We start from the raw sequence: 25,543 nt of genomic DNA on the forward strand, positions 1-25,543 counted from the left end.
AACGTAAACATTATGATCAGACGCAATTACTTGAAAAGTTTGATGATCTTCATCCTGATATGCCTTCCGCTCTTGGGAGCATCGGCACAGCAGAAAGTAACGGTCAATGTTGTGAATGCCTCTTTGAAGCAGGTGTTCAGTACAATCGAAAACCAGACATCCTACAGGTTTTCTTACAAGAGTGATATCATTGACCATCGCAAGGATATCACCATCAGGAAGAGTGGCGTTCCTGTAACAGCTGTACTCGATGCAGCCTTGAAAGGACGCAACTTGAAATACTCTGTGGTTTCGCAGAAATCTATCGTTGTTTCTGAGAAGCATGCGGCAGCCGCTCCTCAGCAGGGCAACAAGCGCAAGATGCAGGGTGTTGTGAAGGACGACAACGGGGAACCTGTCATTGGTGCTACTGTTTCTGTAGTTGGTACCGACGAACTCGCAGTAACCGATATGGACGGCCGATTCACCATCAATGCAGCCAAGGGCGCTAAGGTGAAGGTTTCTTACCTCGGTTTCGTAGACCGCGAGGTGAAGGCTTCTGAAAACATGAACATCGCCATGAGCGAGGACACACAGGCTTTGAGCGAAGTGGTTGTAGTAGGTTACGGTACCATGAAGCGCAGCGATATGACCGGTGCTCTTTCTTCTGTCAATACCAAGGAGATGGCTAAGCGCACTACTACCAACCCAGCTGAGGCTTTGCAGGGTAAGGTAGCCGGTGTGAACATCCTGAAAAGTGGTGGTAATGCCGGTGCCGGTGTGAGCATCAAGATTCGTGGTATCAAGACATTCGGCGATAACGAACCTCTTTATATTGTGGATGGTTTCCCTGGCGATATCAACAGCGTGAACCCTCAGGACATCGAGTCTATGGAGATTCTGAAGGATGGTGCTGCCGCTGCCATCTATGGTTCTGTAGCTGCCAACGGTGTGGTTCTGATTACAACCAAGAACGGTAAGAAGGGCGATGTAAAGGTGGATTTCAGTACCTATTTGAGCTTCACTCACGTTGCTAAGGACCTTGATATGCTTGATGCTGATGGCTATAAGGCTGTACATAAGATGATGTATGAGAACTATAAGACCCAGTATGGTGAATATCCTGGTGCCGGCTTACCTGCCTATATTACCCATGAAACTGGTGTGAATACCGATTGGCAGGATGCTATCCAGCGCAACGGATTGGCACAGAACTATATGGTCAGCCTCCGCGGAGGTGGTGATAAGGCACAGTATTCTGTATCTTATAACCATGCCGACGAGAAGGGTATCTTTATCGGCAACGAGCATCGTCATGATATCGCACGTATGAAACTCCATGCAACCAAGGGCATCATAGATCTGGATGCCAATATGGATTTCAAATATACCAACAGCCGTCAGCCTCAGTATTCTCTCAAGGAAACTTATATGATTTCTCCTCTCGTACCTATTTATAATGAGAATGAAAAGTATGGTTTCGGTTTGACTAACTTTGATGGTCTGCCAAACAACCGTAACGTTGTTGCAGATAACTACTATAAGAACGAAGTAGATAAGAAGTATCATACTTCTGCCAATGTAGCATTAACCTTCAAGTTCTTCCCTTGGCTCAACTTCAAGACCAGCTATGGTTATCGTGGTGAGCACGAGATAGATTCTTATCATGCACCTGATTATATAGCAGATACGAAGAGTCCTGATAATTATCCGAATAGCAGCGAGACCCGTGCTTACTGGGAGGAGCAGGTGTTCGAGAATGTTCTCTCTTTCAACAAGGAAATCCAGAAGCACAGCATCAATGCCATGCTCGGTACTTCGCTCACCAGCCGCAAGTATAACTGGAGTTCGGTAGGCGTAGAAGGTAAGACCATCGTATATAAGGTAGAAAACGGACAGTTGCAGCAGAGTGAGAAGGCAGCAGGATTTCTGGATTCCAGTTTTGCTACCATCGGTGCAGGAGCAGGCGGAACCTTCAGCGGTGATGGTTCCTGCTGGAAGTACAACCGTGCTTCTTTCTTCGGCCGTCTTAATTATAATTTCAACGACCGCTATCTCTTCCAGTTCACCTTCCGTGAGGATGGATCTTCTAAGTTCGGTGCCGATAGTCGTTGGGGTTTCTTCCCATCTGTAGCTGTAGGTTGGAGAATCAGCGAAGAGCCATTCTTCCCTAAGAATACAGTAATCAGCAACTTGAAGTTCCGTGCCAGCTGGGGACAGCTCGGTAACGAGAATGCTTTGGGCTACTACGATTTCCTGGCGCTCATTTCTACATACAATGATCTCTATCAGGGCTATGTTCAGGGTTCTGGCTCTTCTGCATGGCCAGGCAGTATTGCCCGTGGATTGGAAAACCGCTCTTTGAAATGGGAAACTACTGATACCAAGAACATCGGTTTCGATTTCGGCTTCTTCAATAACCATCTGAGTGGTAATGTAAACTATTATATCAACGAGACACGCGACCTGCTGATTACCCGTAAGCTGGCTCCATCTGCCGGTCTTGCCAACCCAACGCTGAACGTAGGTAAGATGCGCAACCAGGGTTTTGAGCTGGAGTTGAACTGGAACGACAAGGTAAGTGATTTCGAGTATAATGTAGGTTTCAACCTCAGTACGGTATCTAATAAGGTGGTTTCTCTTGCTAATGAAGATCAGACCATTTACGGTATGGGTTTGAAGTATGGCTCAGAGCACTTCCCTACCCAGACCAAGGTAGGCAAGCCAATCGGTGCTTTCTACCTCTATCAGGCAGACGGTATCTTCCAGAATATGGATGAGGTAAATGCTTATAAAAACAAGGATGGCAAACTCCTTCAGCCAAATGCTCAGCCTGGTGATGTACGTTTCAAGGATATGAATGGTGATGGTGTGATTGACGAGGATGATAAGACCTATTCTGGTACAGGTATCGCTAAGGTTGAGGCTAACCTTAACTTGAGCGCCAGTTACAAGGGTTTCGACTTCTCAGCAGTCATCGGTAGTGCATTCGGCAACAAGATTTACAATGGTATCCGCTACTACTATGAGGGAATGAACTCAGCTTCCAACTTCCTCAGCAGCACTTTGGATGCCTGGACTCCTACCCATACCAATACCAGCGTACCACGTGCCATCTATGGTGACCCTAACGACAATACTCGCGAGTCAACCCGCTTCCTGGAGAATGGAGATTTCGTACGCTTGCGTCAGGTGCAGTTGGGTTATACCTTGCCAACATCGCTGGTTAAGAAGATTTATTGCGACCGCATCCGTTTCTACGTGAGTGCAGAAAATGTGTTTACCATTACAGGTTATTCTGGTGCCAACCCAGAATTCTCTATGGGCGTATTGAATAGTGGTATCGACCGCTTTACCTATCCGTTCTCTCGCTCTTACACAGTAGGTGCACAGGTATCATTCTAGTATTAACATAAAAAGGAAAATCTTATGAAAGCATTAAAATATATAGCAGGCATTTGCCTTGCTCTGTCACTCACATCATGTGATGACTATTTGACGCAGACTTCGCCAGATAAACTGACTTCCGATTCTTACTGGCGTGATAAAGCAGACGTAGAGTCGGCAATGTCATCAGCTTATTCCCAACTGTATTTTGCAGAATATTCCGGAGACCAATGGGACTTCTCTGAGGTGAAATGGCCAGTGGAGGCTTATCGTCAGGATGACGTAGATTTGGGTAAGGATGTACAGAACTATCCAAACTGGGTGCAGCTACGTAACTTCAGCTACAACAACGGAAACTCTCAGTTCTCTATCTACTGGAAGAGTTACTATCGCGGAATCAGTTTCTGTAACCAGATTATTGATAAGGTGGCTACCATGAGTGAAGGTCAGCTTGCTGCAGCAGACAGAAAGCAGCTCCTGGCTGAGGCTCATTTCCTTCGTGGCTTCTATCATATGCAACTCTTGCTCAACTGGGAGAAAATCATTATCCGTGATACATATATCACTTCTACCAGCCAGTTGGATAAGGCTCTTTCTGACCGTCCTGAGACTTGGCAGTTTATCGTAGATGACCTGAAAGCCGGTACGGAGATGAGTAACTCTCGCAGCAATGAAGAAGTGGGACGTGTTACCTCAGGCACAGCTTATGCCTACTTAGGCTATGCTTATCTTACGATGGCTTCTGAGCAGGCTGATAAGAAAGCAGAATATCTGAATGCTGCTGTAGAGGCATTCAATAATGTGAAGGGATATAGTCTGGAAAGCAATTATGCCAGCATGTTTAATGGTACAAACAAAAACTGTAAGGAGAGTCTTTTCGAGGTGCAGTTCTCTCTGAGTAGTGCCAATGGTGCCAACTATGCTACCCAGCTGCATCGCTGGATAGGTACAGAGGAGTTTGAAGGATGGGATGAAATTACCCCTTCAGAGACCCTGATGAACGAATTTAAGAAGGAAGGTAAGTTGAACAATGGCTTGTATGATGCCCGTCTTTATGCTTCAGTCTTCTTCCAGGATCCTTACTTTAACGATGGAACCGGTAAGGTTTACGGTTACGACTGGGATGCTTGGATCAAGAGGAATCCGGAGGTAGAAGAGGCTTACGATCGTCCTTCTTTCCGCAAGTTCATGCCTGCAACATATGAAGCCCTGACACAGTCAACTACCGACGTGAACATTCCTCTGATGCGTTATGCCAACGTTCTTCTGATGAAGGCTGAGGCTCTCAATGATTTGGGACGTACCGGAGAGGCCATTCCGCTGATCAACGATGTGAGAAGAGTTCACGGCAATATGCCAGCCATGACCGGTACAACACAGGCTGAGGTTCAGGCTCAGATTGAGCACGAGCGTATGATTGAGTTCCCATTGGAGAACTTGCGTTGGTATGACCTGCGCCGCTGGGGCAAGACTGCTGAGGCGCTGACTGCTGCCGGCCGTACTGGTTTCGACAAGAGCAAGCTGTTCTATCCAACTCCTCTTACAGAGTTGAACTCAAACAGTCTGGCTAAGTAATAGGGGCGAGTAACCATTGAAGATTACTTATAAATATCATCAGGATTCTCGGTCTATTAAGCAATAATACGATCGGGAATCCGTTTTTTATGGTAATGTAATTCATAAAAACGAACAATAAAATAAAGAAGAAAAACAAGAAACAATGCTCAAGATAGTAATGATTATGCTATGCGGAATAGGTACCGGCTATCTGCTCCGCAACAAGAACATGAGTTTTATCGGCCGTATAATCACGGCGCTGATATGGGTACTCCTGTTCCTGCTCGGTATCGAGGTAGGTTCTAACCCTCGTGTCATCAGCGGTCTTCAGACCCTGGGACTTGAGGCGATAGCCCTGACCTTGGGAGGCAGTCTGGGTAGTGCACTCTTTGCTTGGGCATTGTGGAAGTATGTTACAGCAAAGCAGGCTAAATCGTCGGCTCACGCTGAAACCGGGAAAGGAGGCAAGGCATGAAAGGCAGTTTGATTATCGTAAGCTTCTTTGTTCTGGGCATCATCGTAGGCTTGTGTGATGTGATTCCGTCAGGTCTTCTGGACAGCGACGTGAGCTATTATGCGCTCTGCTGTCTGATGTTCTGCGTAGGTATCAGCATCGGTTGCGATACCTCTGTGCTGAAGAGTTTCAAGAAGGTGAATCCCCGTCTGATGATGCTCCCTGTGATGACCATTCTGGGTACGCTGGCAGGTTGTGCCGCCGTATCTCTCATCTTGAGCCACCGCCAGCTTACCGATTGTCTGGCTATAGGTTCAGGATTCGGATATTACTCTCTTTCGAGTATCTTCATCACCGAATACCGGGGCGCCGAACTGGGAACCATCGCCCTTCTTGCCAACATCTGCCGCGAGATTCTCACCCTGTTGTGTGCTCCGCTGCTGGCAAAATACTTCGGCAAACTGGCACCTATCAGTGTAGGTGGAGCCACGACCATGGATACAACGTTGCCTATCATCACCCGATATTCGGGCGAGAGTTTCATCATCGTTTCCATCTTCCATGGCTTCTGTGTCGACTTTTCTGTACCCTTCCTGGTTACCTTCTTCTGTTCTTTGTAGAAATAACTAAAAGCAGTTTTAAACCAAACCCGTATGAGACATATTTTCAGTTCATTCATGATATGTCTGAGCCTGTGCTGTGCCCATACCTCAGTAGCCCTTGCGGCTCAGGATGGCAAGCAGCCAGCAGCTTCAGACCCTTGGCAGGACGCCACCGTGACCCATATCAACCGCATGCCGATGACCGCTCATTACTTGCCTTTTACAAGTGAGAACGGAGCCTTGGCACAGTTGAAGATGGATGACGCCCGCCGTTTCCAGTTGAACACCCAGAATGAGCGCCGCCGCTCGCTGGATGGTGTATGGAAATTCAAACTGGTGAAGAATCCGAGTCTTGCCTTGACCGATTTCTTCAAGACATCCTATAATGTAAGCGATTGGCAGAATATCAATGTGCCTGGCAGCTGGGAGTTGCAGGGCTTCGATGCACCCATCTATACCGATGTAACCTATCCTTTCAAGGCAAATCCTCCTTTCGTGCCACAGGATTACAACCCTGTAGGGCATTATGTACACGAATTTACCGTGCCTGAAAACTGGAAGGGCATGGATGTAATCATGGATTTCGAAGGTGTAGAATCTGCCTTCTATCTCTGGATCAACGGTAAGATGGTGGGTTATAGTGAAGATAGCCGTCTGCCTGCCCACTTCAATATCTCCAAGTTCCTGAAGAAGGGCAAGAACCGCCTTGCCATGAAGGTGTTCCGCTTCAGCGACGGAAGTTATCTGGAAGACCAGGACTACTGGAAGTATAGCGGCATAGAGCGTAATGTGTTTATCCAGGCTCGTCCTAAGAGCAGAATGAACGACTACGTATTGGGAAATAAACTAATCAATCAATATAAGGATGGCAATTTCACACTCGATGTGAATATGCTCAATCCACAGAAGGGTCAGAAGGTTGAGGTGAAAGTGCTTTCGGCAACAGGTAAATCTCTCTTCAAACAAATCCAGAGCATCACCTCACCTGCTGATACCTTGATTCATTTCGAAAAACTGTTGAAGAGCGTGCAGCCTTGGAGTGCCGAGAGCCCTTATCTCTACACACTCGTCATCAATACTACCGACAGGAATGGTAGAGTAGAGGAGAGTGTGGCTCAGCCTTTCGGCTTCCGTACCATCGAAATGAAGAACGGACAGCTTCTGGTAAACGGTGTTGCCATCACCATTAAGGGTGTGAACCGACAGGAGCACAATGCCGTACACGGCAGAACCCTCAGCATCGGTGAGATGGTGAAGGATGTGAAGATGATGAAGCAGTTCAACATCAATGCCGTGCGTACCTCTCACTATCCAAACTATTCGGAGTGGTATCAGCTCTGCGATAAGTATGGTCTCTACATGGTAGGCGAGGCGAACATCGAGTGTCATGGTATTCTGGATACAGAATACAAACAGCTGGCAGACAGAGAAGACTGGTATCCTGCTTTCCACGACCGCATGTACCGCATGATCAAGCGCGACCGCAACCATACCGCCATCATCATCTGGTCTATGGGTAACGAGAGCGGATATGGCAAGAGTTTCGAGAAACTCTACGATATGAGCAAGGCGATGGATCCAACCCGTCCGGTACAGTATGAGGGCGGCGGTTACTACGCCAAGTCGGATATCTACTGTCCGATGTATGCCCGCATCTGGTCTTTGCGCCGCCATGTCAACCAGCGTGATGAGCGTCCGCTGATTCTCTGCGAATACGCCCATGCCATGGGTAACAGCGAGGGTAACCTCAAGGATTACTGGGATCTGATTTACAAATACGACCAGTTGCAGGGTGGTTTCATCTGGGACTGGGTAGACCAGACCATCGCCAAGACCGATGACAAGGGACACAAATACTGGGCTTATGGTGGCGATATGGGATTCGTAGGCGTAGTAAACGATTCCAACTTCTGTGCCAACGGACTTGTAGCAGCCGACCGCTCGCTGCATCCACATATCTGGGAGGTGAAGAAGGTTTACCAGAACATCGCCTTCGAGCCAGTAGCCTTCATGCAGAACCGCATCAAGGTAACCAACCGATTCGACTATACCACGCTTGACAATTATCAACTCTTCTGGGCAGTAGAGGCAAACGGCGAAACCATCAGAAGCGGCAAGATGAACTTCCCAACCCTCCTGCCTCATCAGGCTAAGGAGATGGAGATACCGATGGGCACTCTTCCTGCTGCCGACAACAAGGAATACTTCCTCACCCTGCGCGCCTTCAGCAAGCAGGCTACCGGAGCCGTTCCTGCAGGTCACGAGGTAGCCATCGAGCAGATGCAGCTGCCTGTACGACTGGAAAAGGCTCAGGAACAGGTAAGCGGACAGATAGAGAAGACCGAGACAGAAGATGCCATCACCATCCAGGGAAAGACCCGGGATTTCAGCATCAGCTTCTCTAAGAAGACCGGCGAGATGACCTCACTGAAATATGACGGCAAGGAAATGCTGCTGGCTGGTTTGCAGCCAAACTTCTGGCGCGGTATCACCGACAACGATGTGGCTAACGGCACTCAGGAACGCTGCGCTACCTGGCGTGAGGCAGGAAAGAAGATGGTACTGAAGAGCATCAAGACCCAGGCAGACAACCAGAAGGCTACCGTCACAGCAGACTTCGATATGCCAGAGCAGGAATCTCAGATGCAGATTACCTATCAGATGCTTGCCAATGGAAATGTAGAGGTGAACATGCACTTCATTCCTGGCAACAAGGCGCTGCCGGAGATGCCTCGTCTCGGTATGCGCATGATTCTGAAGGGCGACTACGACCAGATGACCTGGTTGGGTAGAGGTCCGCAGGAGAACTATGCCGACCGTAAGAGCGGTTACCTCATCGGTAAGTATTCTGCCAGCGTATGGGAGCAGTATCATCCATACGTAAGAGCACAGGAAACCGCCAACAAGTGTGATGTACGCTGGTTCACCCTCGCTTCGAAGGCTGGAGCCGGTATCAGGGTGGAAGGTGCTGAGCCATTGAGCGTAAGTGCCTGGAACTTCCCACAGGATGATCTCCTCTATGTTCCTTCTACCATCGAGCACCGTCATGGTGGCTGTGTAGACAAGAAGGACATGGTCTGGGTGAACATCGACCATCTGCAGATGGGTGTTGGTGGCGATAATACCTGGGGCGCTATGGTGCATCCGGAATATACCATCACACCAAAGGAGTGGAGCTATAGCTTTACTATTAAGAACTTAAAATAAACGATATGAAGACTAAGTCTATAGCTATATTGACTATGGGGCTTGCCATGCTGTCTATGGACGGCATGGCACAGACCACCCGTCAGGAGTATAAGGATATTCTTGACATCCAGCTGACACCGGGTGCTCCCCGCCGTCAGAACGGATGCTTCACGGATATGGGTTCATGGATGGGTTTCACCCTCTCAGAGAAGGAGAAACCTACCGCAGGTTTCTGCGGACCATTCAGTATCTATTACCGCAACTGGTATGCCCGTTCGCTGGTATCTCTCATTGATGGTACCGTGCAGGAACAGAGCTATTATCCGGGCGAAATCAGAATGACTCTGAAGAAGGATGGTGCCGATTTCTATGAGAGTCTGCAGTTTGTAGATGCCCGTACGGCACTGCTTACAGTTACCAATCCATCCAAGGTTCCGTTCACGTTTACTGCCGACAGCATCAGTACCCGTGCCAATGTATCACGTTGCAAGAACCGTGTTACCATCGGAGACTTCTACGGTGAACGTGTCATCATCGACTTTCCTCAGGAGGTTAAGGTGACTGATACCGACCACAACTATCTGGCTGCCGTGCCAAGAGGTGTAGAGCAGCTCACCATCGCCATTTCGCTGGTAGAGCAGGATACCGAGGCTTCGGTTCAGCATGTGCATACAGCCAGTCTGCTTGCCAACCCGAAGGTGGCACTCGATGAAAACGAGAAGCGCTGGAACGGTTATCTGAAGAAGGTGATACGTGATGATATGCCTGCAGAATACAACCGGGTGGCTGCGAAATCCATCGTCACCCTGCTTTCCAACTGGCGTGCCAAGCGAGGTGCCCTGTATCATGACGGCATCGTGCCTAGTCATGCTGTAGGCTATTTCGTAGGTTGCTGGGCATGGGACTGCTGGCGTTTCTCTGCCGGTATGGCTTCCTTCTTCCCAGAGTTGGCGAAGGATAACATCCGCGTGATGTTCGACTACCAGCAGCCAGACGGCATGATTATCGACTGCATCTATCCGGATGCTTCTGAGAACAACTACCGCGACAGTAAGCCTCCTCTGGCAGCCTGGGCGGTGAACGAGATTTACGAGCATACCCAGGATCTGGCTTTCGTAAAGGAGATGTATCCGAAGCTTCTGAAATATCACAAATGGTGGTATGAGAAAAGAGATCACGACAAGAACCATATCTGTGAGTTCGGTTCGGTTGATGGCACGCTGGAGGCAGCTGCCTGGGAGAGCGGTATGGATAATGCCATCCGTTTCGACGGTACCAAGATGTTGCAGAACGGCAAGGATGCATGGAGTACTGACCAGGAGAGCGTTGACCTGAATGCTTATCTCTCGCTGGAGTATACCTTGCTCAAGAAATTTGCCGGATTGCTGGGCGAGACTTTCGACTTGCCTGACTATCGTGGACTGGTTGCCGATTATTTCTTTGACCAGAAAGATGGATTCTTCTACGACCGCCGTTTGGATGCCGGCAGAAGTTTTGTACGTGAGGCTGGTTGTGAGGGCTATATTCCTTTCTGGGCGAACATAGCAACGCCTAAGCAGTTTGCCAAGGCAAGAAAGTTGCTCGACAATAAGAAGAAGTTCTCTACCTTCATCCCATTCCCGACGATAGCAGCCGATAATCCGAAGTACAATCCGCAGGGATACTGGCGCGGTCCTATCTGGCTCGACCAGACCTATTATGGCATCAAGGGCTATCGCAACTATGGTGAGAAGAAGAAGGCAGATGCCTATACCGACCAGGTGTTCCGCAATTTGCAGGGCATTTCGGCAGGTACCCCAATCTATGAGAATTATGACACGCATACCGGCAAGCCAATGCAGGCTTCCCACTTCAGCTGGAGTGCCGCTTGCCTGATCATGATGTACAATGATTATGGAAAATAAACGAGATTCTCATGTGTTAAACGTCATGCCAACGGGATTTGGCACATCTTAAGGCCTAAATAAAAAAGCCCCCGATGCGTTATGCACCGAGGGCTTTGCTATGTCGAATCAAAAATTAAAAAACATCTTTTTTTTTACCTTTAAAGAGTGCAGCTGGTAACTCCGAGCGTAGTAGCGATGGCTGTAAGGACGGAGATTGCAATCTGCAAAATCGTTTTCCAAGTATTTGCTTTCATAATCTTTAGTTTTAATGTTAAGTGTTAAACTTGTTTTTAATGTTAAGTGTTAAATGTTAAATGTTAACTTTGTGGGGGATGCGCTAGCTTCCGTCAGGCGTTAGGGAGAGACGCCCTCCCCCATTAGGCGCTCCTGCGGGGCGGCCCTCAGGCGAGGGCTTTATTCAAGCCCGTCGCCTTTATCCTGAGAGCCGCCGCCCTGCGTACCGTCGCCGGTTGTACCGCCACCGGTAGTACCGCCGCCCTGGCTGGTGTCAGAGCCGCCGCCCTGTTCTGTACCGCCACCGGTAGTACCACCGCCTGTGGTGCCCTCCTCGTCGGTACCGATATAGCCGCCGTACTCCTGAATCTTACACTTCTTGCGCAGCTCGGCATTGCTCCAGCTCTTCGTGTTTCTCACAATCAGGTGCACGCCTTCCACGCTGGCAGCTGTCACCTTCTCCTTGGTGTCCTCCGCCTTGGAGCTCATACCGATGGAGAACAGTCCGAGGTCAGAGAGGCGCACGCTCTTGCCGTCGAGAATCAGCTCCTGCAGATGGTCGAGTGCATCCATCAGCACACCGTGGATAGTACCACGAGAGTAAGGCGAGCCGTGGTCGGAGATATGCGATACGAATCCCTCGAAGTCCACTTCGCGGTCGGTTACCGAAGTAGCATACCACTTCTTCTTACCTGCGTTTTCACCAGTCTGAGGTGTGCGCTGTACTTTACGATATTTCAATGTTCCTTTTACTTCCATAATCTTAAATTTTTAAAGGGTTAATAAATTGTTAATTGTTAACTTTGAGGGTTGCGTTTTGTCGAGTGCAACCTTTCTTGAATCACGATGCAAAGATACGCCAAATTCCCGATACCACCAAATTTCAGCGTGTGATAAGGCGCGATTTTCAGCACGCTTTCAATCTGAAACCTGTTAAACAATCTAACTCGCCGTTTTGCGCCCCGCAACTCATACTTTTTCAGAGAGGAAAACATAGAGTTGAGCACTTAAACACTTTATCCACAATAAAATAGAAAGATACAAAATGGCATAAGAAATCTCCCTCAGTTCCCCAGAACTCAGTTCCTCAGTTTTTCTCTGACCCTTCACTCTTATCTTTATTTAGAAGCTTATTATATATATAATTATATATATAATAAAATATAATTACTTACAATTTGTAACCATCAAGTGTACCCCCTAGAACAAAACTGAGGAACTGAGTTCTGAGGAACTGAGTCATTATCGCAGTGGTTTAAGTACGGGCTGAAGGAATGGAGAAGGGCTTGGCTGAAGGAATGGAAAAGGAATGAACCAACGAAACCTTGAGATTGCCAGGAAGATGCTGGCAAATGGTATGGATGCTGCCACGGTGATGGAAATAACAGGATTCAGAAACTGGTTAAACGTTTGGTAGAAGAGGTTATATCACACGTCATGGCAATGGTTGTTGGAGGGTAATAGCGACTTGTATCGTTTGAATCTATGTCGTTAATCCTACCCATACGCCCTGTTTTAGGGCGTATGGGTGTGATGAACAAAGGTATGATCGAGGCAAGTTTCGTATTCATCTTGAATATGATTTAAGTGATTTTTTATTCTTATAGCAAAATATAGCATTATATTGATTTTATTCGGTGACGGCGAATAGAATTATATTATTTTATTCGCCGTCACCGAATAAAGTCAACTTTGACGATGAACGTTTGCAAGGAATGTCGGTAACAGACTTCGATTTCATATTGCAAGCCTATCATAGCATGTATGAAAGCCAACCCATCTTCTTCTTTGATGAGATACAGAATGTTGAAGGGTGGGCGAACTTTGCACGCCGTCTAGCCAACCAAAAATATCGTATCTATATAACTGGCAGCAATGCCAAAATGCTGAGTCGTGACATAGAGACTGTATTGGGAGGAAGATACCTGGATATCAGCGTGTTTCCATATAGCTTTTCTGAATATCTGAAAGCTGTTGGAGTCTTGCTTTCAAAGAATTGGCAATATGGCCGAAAAGCAAATGAACTGCAGCGTCATTTCCGAACTTACTTTGATTGGGGTGGTTTCCCTGAGCTTGTGCATTTTCAAGAAAAGAGAGTATGGCTCAACAGCTTATATAATCGTATTTTCTTTAATGACCTGGTGGTTCGGCACAAAATAAAGAACGAGGATGCCTTACGCCTTTGTGTAAGAAGATTGGCAGAAAGCGTGAAACAACCATGCTCCTTGAATCGTTTGAGCAATCTGATAAAAGCAGCCGGTACCTCATGTAGCCCATCAACGGTAATGGAGTATGTTCGCTATCTGCAAGAATCATGTTTGTTGATTTCTATAGACAATTATGTTTCCAAGTTCGTGGAGAAAGAAACAATTAAAAAACATTATTTTGTAGATAATGGGCTGCTGCATCTCTTCATCAACAATCCGAATACCTCTTTGCTGGAGAACCTTTGCGCAATTACATTATATAAGAAATACGGCAAGGGCTTATACTATTATAATAGAAACATAGAGGTTGATTTCTATGTGCCAGATGAGGGACTAGCCGTACAGGCGAGCTATCAGATGAGCGACGGAGAAACTATAGAGCGAGAAGTGAAAGCATTAGTAGCCTTGCATGGTTTGCATTCTCTGAAGAGAGCTATGATAATTACCTATGAGGATGAAGGGGAATTTGTGCGTGATGGACTCAGGATAGAAATAAGACCTGCATGGAAATGGGTATTGGAAGGCTTGTAGAATGGGTGAAGATACTGAAGAGTTATAAGATGATTGGCAATGCCGTGCCCGTGAATCTGGCTTATCACATGGCAAAGCGGATTAAGTGGACGCTTGAGTCTAGAGGCATTAGGAGCAAGAAGACTTAAGAAAACATTTAGCGACTTGTATCGTTTGAATCTATGTCGTTAATCCTACCCATACGCCCTGTTTTAGGGCACATGGGTAGTTTTTGTCTTTGTAACGTATTGACAATCAATGGCACGTTTCGTAAAAATGACTTTTCCAAGTGGGCTCAGTAAGTAGTATTTTTGCCCCGATATATAAAACTATAGGCTTATGGTACTTGTAAATGAAACAATAGTAATCAAGAGCTCTTCTCCCAAGATGGCAGAATGGGTGAAGAAACTGAAGGCTCATAAAGCTGAGCAACTGGATAAGTTGCACCATATAGAGAAGCTTTTTCGGATTATTTACCTTTTGACTTTGAACTGCTCCATCCATAATAATAATTGGTACTTTTGTTTGGCAACCTACCCTTAACCTTGCCCTTGCGAGTAACCTGCCCATACTTATCTCTATAGACGGTGGTACCTGTATTACCAGAATGTTTGGTGGTGCTAGTACCTATTTTCCTGCCATACTTATCACGATAAGTGGTAGAAGTCGTTCTGGAAGAGAACAATCCATGACTTGTAGTACTGGTGCTGGTGCCCGTTTTTTGCCCATACTTATCCTTGTAAACCGTAGTAGTTTTGCCGAAAGAGTGGGTCTTACTTTCTGATGTTCCAGTAATTTGTCCATACTTGTCTTTATACACAGTTACACGCTTGCCACCTCTTACCGTAGTTTCGGCAGTACCTAGGTTCTCGCCATACTTGCCCCGGACAGTCTCTTTGACTGTCTGAGCATGAATACAGGAACTTAGTCCTGCGAACATAAGGAATACCCAATATTTCTTCATACAATGCATTTTATTAAGTTAGCGGACAATCCTATCCGTATTTTTGTCTGTAAAGATACAAAAAATATAGATATGTTGAATGTTATTTTTAAGATTTCGACTATAAAAGTACAACTTTTTGTGTTTTTCTATCTGTACAGCAACAAAAAGCCTCTATGATGCCTTTCGAAAGTATGTAGCGTACAGCTAAAGGCCAAAGAAAACTAAAAATGTTCCGAAAATTTGTCTGTTAGGCTAATATTCATTTACTTTGCATTTTGAATATTAACAAAATAGATAAGATTATGCCGGATTTTTCAGACACAGAGCGTCGACTTATCGATTTATTGAAGGTCGGAGTGAAATTTAAATTTGATGGTGTGGAGTATACTGTTTCCCAACCATCGTGTAAACCAATTGTAGTTAAGGGTGAGTGTAAAACCGATGTTTATGTGCAGACTTCTAGTGCTAATGGGGATAGAGTTTTCAAGATTTCTGTAAAGCAGCAGAATGCTGATTTTCTTGAAAACAAGATAAGCCATGAAAGAGCAGTGGAGATTTTTGGTTCACATGCTGATGAAATTATTATGCAAGCCACAGAAAGCATTAAAGATAACTTTTTAAAAACTCCTATCATTTATTTTGTACGCAAAGGTCGTACAGATGCAAAATCTATTACTTTGGGATGGAGATTTGAATTTGTGAATAAATCTGGAGGAAAACTTTCTTCTTCAATGCAGCTTAATACTCAACAAATAGTTGATGTCTATAGTGGTACATCTTTGCCTGATGACAAGAAAAATGCAAAAGTCAATGGGGAAAAAGTTATAGATAGCGGCATCGCAGATTTTATTTTGGTTGTTGATCAAGATAAGAATATGACTATTGAAGATTTTGAAAAAGGTCTTATGACAATTGAAAAATTTGTCGAAACAGAAAAGCCAACTATTTATTTCGTCTGCAAGGCTCTAAATTATAGAGTAGAGAAAGACAAGTGGGAAGGTAACCGATATCTGTCTGTCTATGTTGATTGGCATATTAAAAATGCCAAACTGGTGGGAGAGTTGCGTTTTGACGAACCTCTCCACCATAAAGGCAAAGAAGTTGGTAACAAAGTCCGTAATCTCTTGGCAGAACTAGGCATAAATGCTGATAGCTTTTTAAGATTGAGGGATGTTATTGATCCGTCTATTCCTGTTTTCGGATAATAGCACAAAGCCTTGGAAGAGATATGAGTGTGTTACTATATAACAATAGTTCGTTAAAATTTGAGATAATGGCTAAGCAGCTTTACGTTGCCAGCCAAAGAGTTCTTTGATAGTATGACTAATTAACTTTCGGTTCGGTATTCTCCGACACTTGTTGAAAATTAATTTAGCGATGTATGTGCTTGCCATAATCTCCTTGAAAGAAGCCATGGAATACGGCAATTCATTTTCCTTCATCATCACTTTCGCAACATTCTGTGATGCGAATGATGCATTATAGGAAAAGTCCAACTGGTTCTTGTGTCTTGCTTGGCAATGCGTAAGACCAGTATATTGCTTTGCATCGCGAAAACAAAACTCTATTTGGAATCTTGAGCGGTATGTGCGCAACACTTCCTCACCCGACATGGATGTCTTTGTTGAGAAGAAAAGCTTGTGTTTTCCGTTCGGCATAACCCAAATGACAAGGCGCACTTTCTGCTTCAATGCCTTTGAATAGGCTATGAGTGTGTAGGCTGTGCCTTCAAGTCCTTCAATATGCAACTCTGCCATACGTGTGAGGTCAAGTTTCTTGTAGTTGATTTTTCCGTCAAGTGTCTTGGGACGTCCAGGCTTATTGGAACGAGGTCCCGTATACACATAATATAGGCTCGCAGTATCCCTGAAGCGGCTGACAAGATGGAAACCGCACTCTTTGATTCCGTCCACAAACGGACGGATAGAGAAGAAAGCGTCAGCGACAACAATATCGGTGACCTTCAACAAATCCTTCTTATAACGCTTGATGACCGCTATGTAATGTTGCACGAGAGTCATGTTACGCATTTTCAATTCTCCAGTAGATGGAGTCTGATGGGCGCGCAGCATCATGCAACTGTTGGCATGGACATCGACAAGTGCAAGCCCCATGATTTCAAGCCCATGCTTCATGGAACTTGCACAACCGGACCAGAAAGTACCGATATGCGGAGTCTTCTTACCCGACTTGCTGATGTAGCTCGGATCGATGGCTATAGCCAATAGACCATCCATATTCAAGTAACGTCGGCATAGGGCAAGGTTGAACTTCACCCAGTCTATGCATTTAGCACGACCACGGTTGAAGTTCGTTCTGTAGGTCTGCTCACAATGGGTGCCGTAACGCTCCATTTGAGTGAAATTTATCTTTCTTTGTATCGTCATGTACAATAAAAGTATTTCCAAGAGTAGACTCTCGAAAGTTTTGCTTAACTTTGCAGATGAACTTTTGATAGCATCTCTGCATATTTCCGTATATTGGTTGAGTGGTTCTGATGTCATATAACTTTGAGCTTAGAGAACTATAAAGTTACTGATAATCAGCCACTTAACCAAATTTTATTAGTTGTATTACGTTAATTAACTCTCTCATTTTCAATCGATTACATAAGAATTAACAGAGTATTGATATAAACGTAAATAGTTCATTGTAAACTCTTCTGAATCTTGGTTGAAGAATACCCCTAGAGTGCTTAGGCTTGACATACCTGCATGCTTGAGGTATTCTCTTCCAAAGGTTCTTCTCAATGTTGATGTTGTAAACAACACCTCGCCTCTTAGATAATCTTGGCTTACTTGCTTAAGTAAAACATTGATTCTTTGTATGGAGTATACACATTTCTTCTTGGAAATGAAACAGTGTTCCTCCAGAGATGGTTTACCCAACTCTTGATAGATTTTATTCACCTTTTCTTCTGTCTCATCAGAGAAATTAACCTGATAATATCTATCAGTTGATGATTCTTTGTAGAGAATTTCACCAGACATTATATCTTTCCAGTGTAGAGCTAGGATATCGTTAGCTCTCATCCCCGTCATAAAGCCTATTAAGACAAATAGTCCCATCTTGTAATGTTTGTCTTCTATGAGGTGTTCTATTATATTTTCTGCCTCAATCCATTCTAAGTAATCTCGTTGTTTCATTGCGCTAAATATTTTAAATTCGTCTGCAAATGTACAGATAAAACTGCACATAACCAAGAAAATAGTACAGATATATCTGTACATTAACAAAGTTTTGTATATTTATGTCTGTACAGTACCAGTTTTTTAGTTATTTTTGCAATACAAACATTTAAAATTATGAGTTTACGTATAAAAGAAGTTTTAAAAGAAAAGGGTATTTCTGTAATCCAACTTTCGGAAAAGATGGGTGTAACACGAAGTGCTTGCTATCAATACATCAATGGAAATCCTACTGCAGAATGCCTGGAAAGAATTGCTTTGGCATTAGATGTTGAGATAGGAGAATTGTTTGATATCAAAAAAGATAAAAAGGAAAGTTAGATATGAATTTGATAAGTTTATTTTCCGGGGCAGGTGGATTGGACCTCGGTTTTCATAAAGCTGGTTTTAAAACAGTTGCTGCAAATGAGTTTGATGCCAAGATTTGCCCCACCTTCCGTGCCAACTTCCCCGATGTTCATCTCATTGAGGGAGATATCCGGAAGCTGTCGCCTTCGGATTTCCCGGATGATATTGATGGCATCATCGGTGGTCCTCCCTGCCAGTCTTGGAGCGAGGCGGGTTCGCTGAAGGGAATCAATGATGCACGAGGACAGCTCTTTTATGATTACATCCGCATATTGAAGAATAAGCAGCCACTCTTTTTCGTAGCTGAGAATGTGTCTGGGATGCTGGCTGCCCGCAATGCTGAGGCTGTTAAGAACTTCCTGGCTCTCTTCGATGAGGCAGGATATGATGTGAATCTTCAGATGTTGAATGCCAATGATTTTGATGTTCCTGAAGACAGAGACCGAGTGTTCTATGTAGGATTCAGAAAAGATCTGGACATCAAGGAGTTTGTTTATCCTACACCGCAGAGCCATCGCCCTACGCTCCGTGAGGCAATCTGGGACTTGAAGGATTCGGCAATCCCTGCCAAGGAGAAGAATCATAGCAATGGTGATGCCTGCAAGGTGCCAAACCACGAATACTTTATAGGTGCATTCTCACCTATCTTCATGTCGAGAAACAGAGTAAGAGCATGGGATGAACCTGGATTTACGGTACAGGCTAGCGGTCGTCAGTGCCAGCTCCATCCTCAGGCGCCGAAGATGATTAAGGTAGAGAAGAATCTGCAGAAGTTTGTGCCAGGTAAGGAGCATCTCTATCGCCGTATGACGGTAAGAGAAATAGCGAGAGTGCAGACGTTCCCCGATGATTTCAAGTTTATCTATACCGATGTGAATATGGGGTATAAGATGATAGGCAATGCCGTGCCCGTGAATCTGGCTTATCACATGGCTAAGCAGATTAAGAGGACGCTTGAGTCTAGAGGCATCAGGAGCAAGAAGGCTTAAGAAAACATTTCTATAGGAGGTAACAATATGAAAGTAGTTTCATTCTTTTCTGGGTGTGGTGGCTTGGATTTAGGGTTTGAACAAGCTGGTTTTGAGGTTGTTTGGGCAAATGACAACGATCCTGCAGTATCAGAAACCTATCAGTTAAACCATCCTAACACATATCTTTGCAAAAAGGATATGCGTGAACTTACTATGGAAGAAATTCCTGAATGTGACGGCTTTATTGGCGGACCTCCTTGCCAGTCTTGGAGTGAGGGTGGAAAGCAGCTGGGCTTGGATGATGAACGAGGCAAGATGTTCTTGACTTACATTGATTTCATCCAATCCAAGCAGCCCAAGTTCTTTGTAATAGAAAATGTAAAAGGCATTTTGGGTGATAAGCATTTCCAGACTTTTATGAAAATGCTTGACCAGCTGAAAAATGCGGGCTATGTGGTGCATTATCAGTTGATGAATGCGATGGATTATCATGTGCCACAGGAGAGATATCGTGTATTTGTAGTAGGTATAAGAAGGGATATTGATGTTAATTATCAATTCCCTCAACCTGATAATTCTTGTTTTATTGCCTTACGCCAGGCTATTGGCGATATAACAGAAGAGCCAAGGAAATATACTTCTGAACGGGTGGATACAAGATATGACAAATGGTTGAATCATGATGTTTACATGGGACCGTTTGATGAACGTTTTATGGCTAGAAACCGTGTACGTGGCTGGAATGAAGTCTCCTATACAATGCAGGCAAAAGCCCGTAACTGTCCGTTGCATCCCCAAGCACCGAAAATGGTTTATGTATCTCGTGATAAGCAGATTTTCCGTCCTGGTTACGAACATTTATATCGAAGGTTTAGTGTTCGGGAATGTGCCAGAATCCAAACCTTCCCCGATGGTTTCCGATTTATTTATCATGATGTATGCGATGGATATAAAATGGTTGGAAATGCTGTGCCGCCAAGATTAGGTAGGGCTATAGCATTATCTGTAAAAGAGGCTTTCTCACATTATAATCATGAAACGTGCTCTGTTCTTGTTGCGACCTATCGCGATGAGAAACAGCTTCGTATGACCTTGGAAAACAAACTCTATTATGTCAGGGCCGGTATCAGAACTGGTGCCATGCAGTTTTCTCTAGGTATGAAAGCTCCTCGTTATCTCTTTCTGCACAAGAAGGATTCATTTATCTTGTTTTTATTAAAAGAGGTAGAGCCCCGATTGGTATCTGCTTCATATCTGCAAAATTTGGGATTCAATCCCTCTGGCGAACAATATTGGACTTTTGAGTTGCTGGATGTTGAAACTGCAGAAAGAACAGAGTATGTAAGAAAGATAGTAGCTAATCATGGTGGTATGAAAATGAAGCCGTATATTATAAGGTATCGCAAATGAAATAAGGATTGTGCATTATATCATAATCACGTTGGGTTAACAGCATGCTTTTGAGGCATAAATTGGGATTATTAAAAACAAATATATTTAAGAAATTCACTTTTTTATGTGATTTCGTTTTAAAACGAAAGAAAAAATGAGTTTTTCTTAGTATTATTTCAGAAATTCTTTGTAATTCGAAAGAATTATTATACCTTTGTAATCGAAAGATAAATGAATGTCCCGCCTCTGACGAGTTTTCACTTGTTGGAGACGGGCATTTTTTTGTCTAGTTATCAACCAAAAACCGATCTTGCATGGGCAATTTTGGTGTAAGGCCTTATGCGAAACTAACACGCCAAAATCGGTATTTATTTAAATAAATACTAAAATGAAGATGGAAACAACAATCTTGACAGGTATCAATAACCTGAAAGCGCAGTTGGAAAAAGTAATGACCGAGGCTAGTAACTTGGAGGTGATGATAAGAGAGATAGAATCTTCTCTTTATGGTGTTGACGATGATGGGGCTTGTGGGAATGAGCCGTTGTTGCCGATGTCTCTGGACTTTCCAGAGATGAGAAACTTGCTGGATAGGCTTGCAGAAGCTGGTATCCTTGAGGCATCCTATGCCTTGAAGAACCAATCGTGGACTCAGCGTAGCGTGATTGTCGCATTCCTGTCGGGGAAGGTGCAGAGAAAGTGTATGTGGAAGCCTTTTGCTGAGTTGTGGCAGTGTGATAAAGGTGCTTTGCAGAGTGCCTATCAGAAGCACTGTGATACTAAAGCTGCTATGCTTTATTATAAGAAATTAGAGCGAATTGTAGGGTAATACCAGTTGGTAGCCTACCAACCGACTACCAAGTAGAAACCAAAAATTCGCCGTACATTTGCCCCCGGAATTCAGAACCGATATGGTCTGAGTTTCGGGGGCTTTTGTGTATAGGCACATCAACCGTTGTGGGAGCGCCCAACTGTTTAAAAAGGAATTTATAAGATGAAAGCAATGAAACCTTTTTATTTTGCTCATCCGCAGTACGGAAAACTGAGGGTGGTGGTGATTGGAGGCAAAATCTATTACTGCCTGATGGACGTGAAGAACATCTTTAAGAAGTCGGTACAGAAACTCTACGAGACGATTGCTGACTCGGAGGGGGAACTGAAAAATCTGAACATCGTGATGATGAAGAATATGAAAATCAAGTATAACCTCTTCTTCGAGAACCAGGAAATGGGGAAGGAAGAAGCGGAGGCTGAAAACGTGAATGCGGATATCAACTTCTGCGATGAACAGCTGGTGAAGGACCTCGTAGACAGGCATGTTGCTGCCGAGAAGATTGCGGCAAAATGGGTAATAGGGTTTGTCAAGAGCAGACTGAATGATGCCGAGAATGCTTCGCTCTTCGAGGCGAACGGGGTTCAGGAGATTTCTGATAACTCGCTGATTCTGCCTATCAATGTAAGCTATGGCTCAGGGTATATCATGATTAACAGTGAAGTGTTCGATTAATAAAAAGATGGAGGTAAAATGGAGATAGTACATGTAGTGGCAATCAATCCTTATCGCAAGGGAAATAAGGGGAAAGTTTTTTCCTATCGCATGGATACTTATGATAAGGTGATTGAATCGGCTGCCGTTAAAAAGATGATACAGCAGATTCGGGGTGAATTGCCGATTGACGGAGTGGATTTGAACGATGCGCAGGCGGTGAAGAAGGCGCAGGAAAGGCTGAAGAGCGAGCTGCCTTTCTTCTGTCCGCACTACGGCATGTTCAAGAATAATGTGCGCAGACAGGAGAATGCGATGCCGGAAAGCTTTCTCTTCCAGACGATTATCGATGTGGATGATAAGGAGTATGTGGAGAAGGCGATTGAGAAGGCGCGCGAGTTGAACTGCTCTTCGGGGATATGGAACGGCTCGTTGCTGCATCTCTGTTATAGCGCTCGCAAAAAACTGCATATCGGGATTAGAATGCCGATTGGGATGACCATCGAGGAGACGCAGAAGGCGTATTGTGAGGCGCTCGGTGTGCCTTATGATGAGAGCTGCATCACACCCGAGAGAATGATTTTCCTGACGGATAAGGACTCGGAAATCTACCGGTCTAAAATGTGGTGCGCGGTGCTGCCGGAGAGCGAGATACAGGCTCGCAGACAAGCGTTCCTTAATCGTGGGCTTACCGTGGACGGCAAGATAGTTAATAGTTTACAGTTTACAGTTAATAGCAATAGTAATGACAACGTTCAAAACAATAGACTTTCGGGCAATCGTGGCGATTATGCTGCTTCTGCTGGCACTGCTCTTCAGCCTGCCCAATCTGGTAATAGCAATCATGCTGATGATTCTCATCTCGGGAATCCTGGAGGCAATCATGGCACTGGTGAACTGGGAGAGGCCAGTGAGAAGAATCTGATAGCCTTTGATCTGTTCGTTCAGTCGGCTGGGCTTGAGGGGATGGCGATTGATACCGTCGGGTCTCGGCACTCTTCGCTGCTCGCTATCATGAGTGCCGGCGCTTCGAGGGTGATGAGCGAGGAGGAACTGAAGAAGGTGGTGAGGACGAAAATGCCAAGCTACTATCAGGAGGATGACTGCCATCAGCTGATTCATGATTTCTATGCGAAATATGCTGACAGCTCCAAGCCGATGTCGAGAGACGTTATCCGCATCAATGCCACCGCAGAACAGGCCAGCCGGCAAGTTAATAGTTTACAGTTAAAAGTTGAAAGGACTGAGCAAGTTAATAGTTTACAGTTAACAGTTAATAGTACCGAGGAGGATTATCCGGAACCGCCGGAGATGCCGGAGAAACTGCCGAAGCTGGTGGAACTGCTGATATCTCGGACACCGGAGATTTATAAGCCGGCAGTGGCGCACGCTATCTTTCCTCCGCTCGCGACTCACCTCTGGCAGACGAGCTTCCGATATATTGATAATGTAGTACATGAGGCTACGCTTTCTACTTGCTTGCTTGCCGGTACGGGCGCAGGTAAATCGTCTGTGGATAAGCCGATTAAGTATATTATGGAGGATATCCGAAAGCGGGATGCGGAGAATCTGAAACGTGAAAAGGAATGGAAGGAGGAGGTGACGCGCAAGGGTGCCAACAAGGATAAGCGTAAACGACCGGATAATCTTGTTATCCAGGAGATTGATGCTGATATGACCAGTCCGGCATTCGTGATGCGAACCGCAGAGGCGCAGGGGCGTTTCCTCTATACTTCGCTTAACGAGCTGGACCAGTTTGATGCACTCCGAGGCAGCGGCAACCAGCAGTTCCGCATCATGTGCCTCGCCTTTGACCCATTCAACCTCTTTGGCCAACAGCGCGTTGGCGTTCAAAGTGTGACAGAAAGGGTAACGATCAGGTTCAACTGGAATGCATCTACCACTATCCAGAAAGGTCAGCGTTACTTCTCAAAAGTTTTGACAGACGGTCCGATAAGCCGTATCAATTTCTGTACCATTCCGGAGCGTGAAATCGGTGACGAAATGCCTGTTTACGGCGATTACGATGATGCTTACCGTGAGGCGCTGAAGCCTTATATCGAGAATCTGAACAACGCCAGGGGACTGATTGACTGCCCTGAGGCATTCCAGCTTGCCCTCAAACTGAAGGATGAGAATGCTGAGTTCTCGCGCTTGTCGCAGGACAGGGTTTACGAGAACCTTTCTTTCCGTGCCAACGTCATCGCCTACCTGAAGGCGTGTGTGCTGTATGTGGCGAACGGTTGCAAATGGGAGCCGGAGATTGACGAGTTTATCCGCTGGAGCGAGCGTTACGACCTCTACTGTAAGATGCGTTTCTTCGGTGATGCCATCAAGAGGGCGAATGATACAGGCGAGAAGTCGAGCAAGCGAGGACCTTCCAACATGCTGATGCAGTTGCCGGATGAGTTTACTTACCAGCAGGTGATAGACTTGCGTGTAGCACGAGGTATGGATAAGAAGGGAACTTCAAGAATGTTAGGTAACTGGAAGGAGCGTCATTACATCAAGGTTAAGGATAGTGACTCGGTTCCTCAGAAATTCAGTTCCTCAGTTTTTATTAAGCTTAAATTCCGAAAAGGAGAACAGTAGTATTATGGAAATAGTAGTAAAAAGAATAGCAAAAAAGAAGACTTATACGATAGGTCATCTTTATATCTTGAGCGATAAGGATGTGAAGCGTACCTGGCGTTCGGGGGTAAAAATAGGCGACAAGCGTATCTTTGAGCATAGCTTCGATAAGGCGAAGTTGGACAAGGAGCATTACTTCTGTGATACCTTGGAGCCTACGTGGAGAAACCTCCTGGGTGTCGAACTGAAACCGGAAGAGGAGGATGGACGGTACAGTAGGGTATCGGGTAAGAAAGCCCGCAAGATACCGGGTCATACGGCGATTCCGGAGGGTTCGTATCCTGTAGTTATCTCGAAATCGCCAAGGTTTAAGAAGTGGCTTCCGCTGGTGCAGGGTGTTCCTGATTTTGAGGGCATCCGCATTCATGCCGGTAATTATCCCGATGATACGCAGGGCTGCATTCTGGTAGGTGAAAATAAATTACAGGGTGCCGTCTTCAATTCTCGCATCTGGCTGCATCGGCTCATGAATGCCATTACCGCAGCGAGAGAAAGAGAGGAGAGCGTTTGGATTACGATTTTGTAATGTTGAATGTTGAGTGTTGAATGTTGAATTTTTAGTGATTAATTTTTAAA

21 protein-coding genes are annotated in these 25,543 nt (G+C 45.2%); 16 read left to right on the forward strand and 5 right to left on the reverse strand.

Annotated features, from left to right (window positions below; all coding sequences use genetic code 11):
- The first annotated feature begins 12 nt into the window (after positions 1 to 12).
- From FO447_RS15025 to FO447_RS15050, 6 genes are all read left to right on the forward strand, one after another.
- Positions 13 to 3,384, forward strand: a complete 3,372-nt coding sequence (locus tag FO447_RS15025) for a SusC/RagA family TonB-linked outer membrane protein (RefSeq protein WP_200757052.1) — start codon at positions 13 to 15, stop codon at positions 3,382 to 3,384.
- A 24-nt stretch (positions 3,385 to 3,408) separates the two neighbouring features.
- Entirely contained in the window at positions 3,409 to 4,941 is a 1,533-nt protein-coding gene (locus tag FO447_RS15030) for a RagB/SusD family nutrient uptake outer membrane protein (protein ID WP_118139323.1), read from the forward strand.
- A 145-nt stretch (positions 4,942 to 5,086) separates the two neighbouring features.
- Positions 5,087 to 5,398 carry a LysO family transporter gene (locus FO447_RS15035; protein WP_200757054.1) on the forward strand — a complete coding sequence of 104 codons (312 nt, stop codon included), beginning with the start codon at positions 5,087 to 5,089 and terminating at the stop codon, positions 5,396 to 5,398.
- Positions 5,395 to 5,997, forward strand: a complete 603-nt coding sequence (locus FO447_RS15040; RefSeq protein WP_200757056.1) for a lysine exporter LysO family protein — start codon at positions 5,395 to 5,397, stop codon at positions 5,995 to 5,997. The genes FO447_RS15035 and FO447_RS15040 overlap by 4 nt, the downstream gene beginning before the upstream one ends.
- A 33-nt stretch (positions 5,998 to 6,030) precedes the next feature.
- A complete protein-coding gene (locus tag FO447_RS15045; protein WP_200757058.1) occupies positions 6,031 to 9,186 on the forward strand; it encodes a glycoside hydrolase family 2 TIM barrel-domain containing protein in 3,156 nt (1,051 codons plus the stop codon).
- A 5-nt stretch (positions 9,187 to 9,191) separates the two neighbouring features.
- The gene (locus tag FO447_RS15050; RefSeq protein WP_200757060.1) at positions 9,192 to 11,072 is read left to right on the forward strand and encodes an MGH1-like glycoside hydrolase domain-containing protein; all 1,881 of its coding nucleotides are present in this window, start codon (positions 9,192 to 9,194) and stop codon (positions 11,070 to 11,072) included.
- Between the two features lie 140 nt (positions 11,073 to 11,212).
- Here FO447_RS15050 and FO447_RS15055 read toward each other — a convergent pair whose 3' ends face one another.
- Complete coding sequence (locus FO447_RS15055; RefSeq protein ID WP_153083965.1) at positions 11,213 to 11,308, reverse strand: smalltalk protein; 96 nt, start codon at positions 11,306 to 11,308, stop codon at positions 11,213 to 11,215.
- Positions 11,309 to 11,468: 160 nt separating this feature from the next.
- The gene (locus FO447_RS15060) at positions 11,469 to 12,047 is read right to left on the reverse strand and encodes an HU family DNA-binding protein (RefSeq protein ID WP_200757062.1); all 579 of its coding nucleotides are present in this window, start codon (positions 12,045 to 12,047) and stop codon (positions 11,469 to 11,471) included.
- An 878-nt stretch (positions 12,048 to 12,925) separates the two neighbouring features.
- On the opposite strand from FO447_RS15060, the gene FO447_RS15065 reads away from it, so the two are divergent.
- Positions 12,926 to 14,026, forward strand: a complete 1,101-nt coding sequence (locus FO447_RS15065) for an ATP-binding protein (protein ID WP_262893219.1) — start codon at positions 12,926 to 12,928, stop codon at positions 14,024 to 14,026.
- A complete protein-coding gene (locus FO447_RS15070) occupies positions 13,999 to 14,154 on the forward strand; it encodes a hypothetical protein (RefSeq protein ID WP_200757064.1) in 156 nt (51 codons plus the stop codon). Before FO447_RS15065 ends, FO447_RS15070 begins: the two co-directional genes overlap by 28 nt.
- Before the next feature lie 320 nt (positions 14,155 to 14,474).
- Here the strand turns inward: FO447_RS15070 and FO447_RS15075 are convergent, their stop codons facing one another.
- Complete coding sequence (locus tag FO447_RS15075; protein ID WP_200757066.1) at positions 14,475 to 14,969, reverse strand: hypothetical protein; 495 nt, start codon at positions 14,967 to 14,969, stop codon at positions 14,475 to 14,477.
- Positions 14,970 to 15,253: 284 nt separating this feature from the next.
- On the opposite strand from FO447_RS15075, the gene FO447_RS15080 reads away from it, so the two are divergent.
- Positions 15,254 to 16,156 (forward strand): hypothetical protein, encoded by a 903-nt coding sequence (locus FO447_RS15080; RefSeq protein WP_153119376.1) that lies wholly within the window; start codon positions 15,254 to 15,256, stop codon positions 16,154 to 16,156.
- 72 nt (positions 16,157 to 16,228) lie between these two features.
- Here FO447_RS15080 and FO447_RS15085 read toward each other — a convergent pair whose 3' ends face one another.
- Together FO447_RS15085 and FO447_RS15090 are read right to left on the reverse strand one after the other, a co-directional pair.
- The gene (locus tag FO447_RS15085; protein WP_117664388.1) at positions 16,229 to 17,455 is read right to left on the reverse strand and encodes a transposase; all 1,227 of its coding nucleotides are present in this window, start codon (positions 17,453 to 17,455) and stop codon (positions 16,229 to 16,231) included.
- A 93-nt stretch (positions 17,456 to 17,548) separates the two neighbouring features.
- Positions 17,549 to 18,097, reverse strand: coding sequence for a tyrosine-type recombinase/integrase (locus tag FO447_RS15090; RefSeq protein ID WP_200757068.1), 549 nt, complete (start codon positions 18,095 to 18,097; stop codon positions 17,549 to 17,551).
- 159 nt (positions 18,098 to 18,256) lie between these two features.
- Here FO447_RS15090 and FO447_RS15095 point away from each other — a divergent pair, with 159 nt between their 5' ends.
- From FO447_RS15095 to FO447_RS15125, 7 genes are all read left to right on the forward strand, one after another.
- The gene (locus FO447_RS15095) at positions 18,257 to 18,460 is read left to right on the forward strand and encodes a helix-turn-helix domain-containing protein (protein WP_153119374.1); all 204 of its coding nucleotides are present in this window, start codon (positions 18,257 to 18,259) and stop codon (positions 18,458 to 18,460) included.
- Positions 18,461 to 18,462: 2 nt separating this feature from the next.
- Positions 18,463 to 19,476 carry a DNA cytosine methyltransferase gene (locus FO447_RS15100; RefSeq protein WP_200757070.1) on the forward strand — a complete coding sequence of 338 codons (1,014 nt, stop codon included), beginning with the start codon at positions 18,463 to 18,465 and terminating at the stop codon, positions 19,474 to 19,476.
- 27 nt (positions 19,477 to 19,503) lie between these two features.
- A complete protein-coding gene (locus FO447_RS15105; RefSeq protein ID WP_200757072.1) occupies positions 19,504 to 20,868 on the forward strand; it encodes a DNA cytosine methyltransferase in 1,365 nt (454 codons plus the stop codon).
- A gap of 376 nt (positions 20,869 to 21,244) precedes the next feature.
- A complete protein-coding gene (locus FO447_RS15110; protein ID WP_200757074.1) occupies positions 21,245 to 21,679 on the forward strand; it encodes a hypothetical protein in 435 nt (144 codons plus the stop codon).
- Between the two features lie 165 nt (positions 21,680 to 21,844).
- Positions 21,845 to 22,357 carry a spore coat protein gene (locus FO447_RS15115; protein ID WP_200757076.1) on the forward strand — a complete coding sequence of 171 codons (513 nt, stop codon included), beginning with the start codon at positions 21,845 to 21,847 and terminating at the stop codon, positions 22,355 to 22,357.
- Positions 22,358 to 22,375: 18 nt separating this feature from the next.
- Positions 22,376 to 24,928, forward strand: a complete 2,553-nt coding sequence (locus tag FO447_RS15120) for a hypothetical protein (RefSeq protein WP_200757078.1) — start codon at positions 22,376 to 22,378, stop codon at positions 24,926 to 24,928.
- Positions 24,929 to 24,932: 4 nt separating this feature from the next.
- Positions 24,933 to 25,493 (forward strand): DUF5675 family protein, encoded by a 561-nt coding sequence (locus FO447_RS15125; RefSeq protein ID WP_200757080.1) that lies wholly within the window; start codon positions 24,933 to 24,935, stop codon positions 25,491 to 25,493.
- Positions 25,494 to 25,543 lie beyond the last annotated feature (50 nt).

The organism is Segatella copri (genome assembly GCF_015074785.1).
Classification (GTDB): domain Bacteria; phylum Bacteroidota; class Bacteroidia; order Bacteroidales; family Bacteroidaceae; genus Prevotella.

Excerpts from the sequence above, each read along its gene's own strand:
- FO447_RS15025 (WP_200757052.1), top strand. The coding sequence starts at position 13 with ATGATCAGACGCAATTACTTGAAAAGTTTGATGATCTTCATCCTGATA.
- FO447_RS15030 (WP_118139323.1), top strand. The coding sequence starts at position 3,409 with ATGAAAGCATTAAAATATATAGCAGGCATTTGCCTTGCTCTGTCACTC.
- FO447_RS15035 (WP_200757054.1), top strand. The coding sequence starts at position 5,087 with ATGCTCAAGATAGTAATGATTATGCTATGCGGAATAGGTACCGGCTAT.
- FO447_RS15040 (WP_200757056.1), top strand. The coding sequence starts at position 5,395 with ATGAAAGGCAGTTTGATTATCGTAAGCTTCTTTGTTCTGGGCATCATC.
- FO447_RS15045 (WP_200757058.1), top strand. The coding sequence starts at position 6,031 with ATGAGACATATTTTCAGTTCATTCATGATATGTCTGAGCCTGTGCTGT.
- FO447_RS15050 (WP_200757060.1), top strand. The coding sequence starts at position 9,192 with ATGAAGACTAAGTCTATAGCTATATTGACTATGGGGCTTGCCATGCTG.
- FO447_RS15055 (WP_153083965.1), bottom strand. The coding sequence starts at position 11,308 with ATGAAAGCAAATACTTGGAAAACGATTTTGCAGATTGCAATCTCCGTC.
- FO447_RS15060 (WP_200757062.1), bottom strand. The coding sequence starts at position 12,047 with ATGGAAGTAAAAGGAACATTGAAATATCGTAAAGTACAGCGCACACCT.
- FO447_RS15070 (WP_200757064.1), top strand. The coding sequence starts at position 13,999 with ATGGAAATGGGTATTGGAAGGCTTGTAGAATGGGTGAAGATACTGAAG.
- FO447_RS15075 (WP_200757066.1), bottom strand. The coding sequence starts at position 14,969 with ATGAAGAAATATTGGGTATTCCTTATGTTCGCAGGACTAAGTTCCTGT.
- FO447_RS15080 (WP_153119376.1), top strand. The coding sequence starts at position 15,254 with ATGCCGGATTTTTCAGACACAGAGCGTCGACTTATCGATTTATTGAAG.
- FO447_RS15085 (WP_117664388.1), bottom strand. The coding sequence starts at position 17,455 with ATGACATCAGAACCACTCAACCAATATACGGAAATATGCAGAGATGCT.
- FO447_RS15090 (WP_200757068.1), bottom strand. The coding sequence starts at position 18,097 with ATGAAACAACGAGATTACTTAGAATGGATTGAGGCAGAAAATATAATA.
- FO447_RS15095 (WP_153119374.1), top strand. The coding sequence starts at position 18,257 with ATGAGTTTACGTATAAAAGAAGTTTTAAAAGAAAAGGGTATTTCTGTA.
- FO447_RS15100 (WP_200757070.1), top strand. The coding sequence starts at position 18,463 with ATGAATTTGATAAGTTTATTTTCCGGGGCAGGTGGATTGGACCTCGGT.
- FO447_RS15105 (WP_200757072.1), top strand. The coding sequence starts at position 19,504 with ATGAAAGTAGTTTCATTCTTTTCTGGGTGTGGTGGCTTGGATTTAGGG.
- FO447_RS15110 (WP_200757074.1), top strand. The coding sequence starts at position 21,245 with ATGGAAACAACAATCTTGACAGGTATCAATAACCTGAAAGCGCAGTTG.
- FO447_RS15115 (WP_200757076.1), top strand. The coding sequence starts at position 21,845 with ATGAAAGCAATGAAACCTTTTTATTTTGCTCATCCGCAGTACGGAAAA.
- FO447_RS15120 (WP_200757078.1), top strand. The coding sequence starts at position 22,376 with ATGGAGATAGTACATGTAGTGGCAATCAATCCTTATCGCAAGGGAAAT.
- FO447_RS15125 (WP_200757080.1), top strand. The coding sequence starts at position 24,933 with ATGGAAATAGTAGTAAAAAGAATAGCAAAAAAGAAGACTTATACGATA.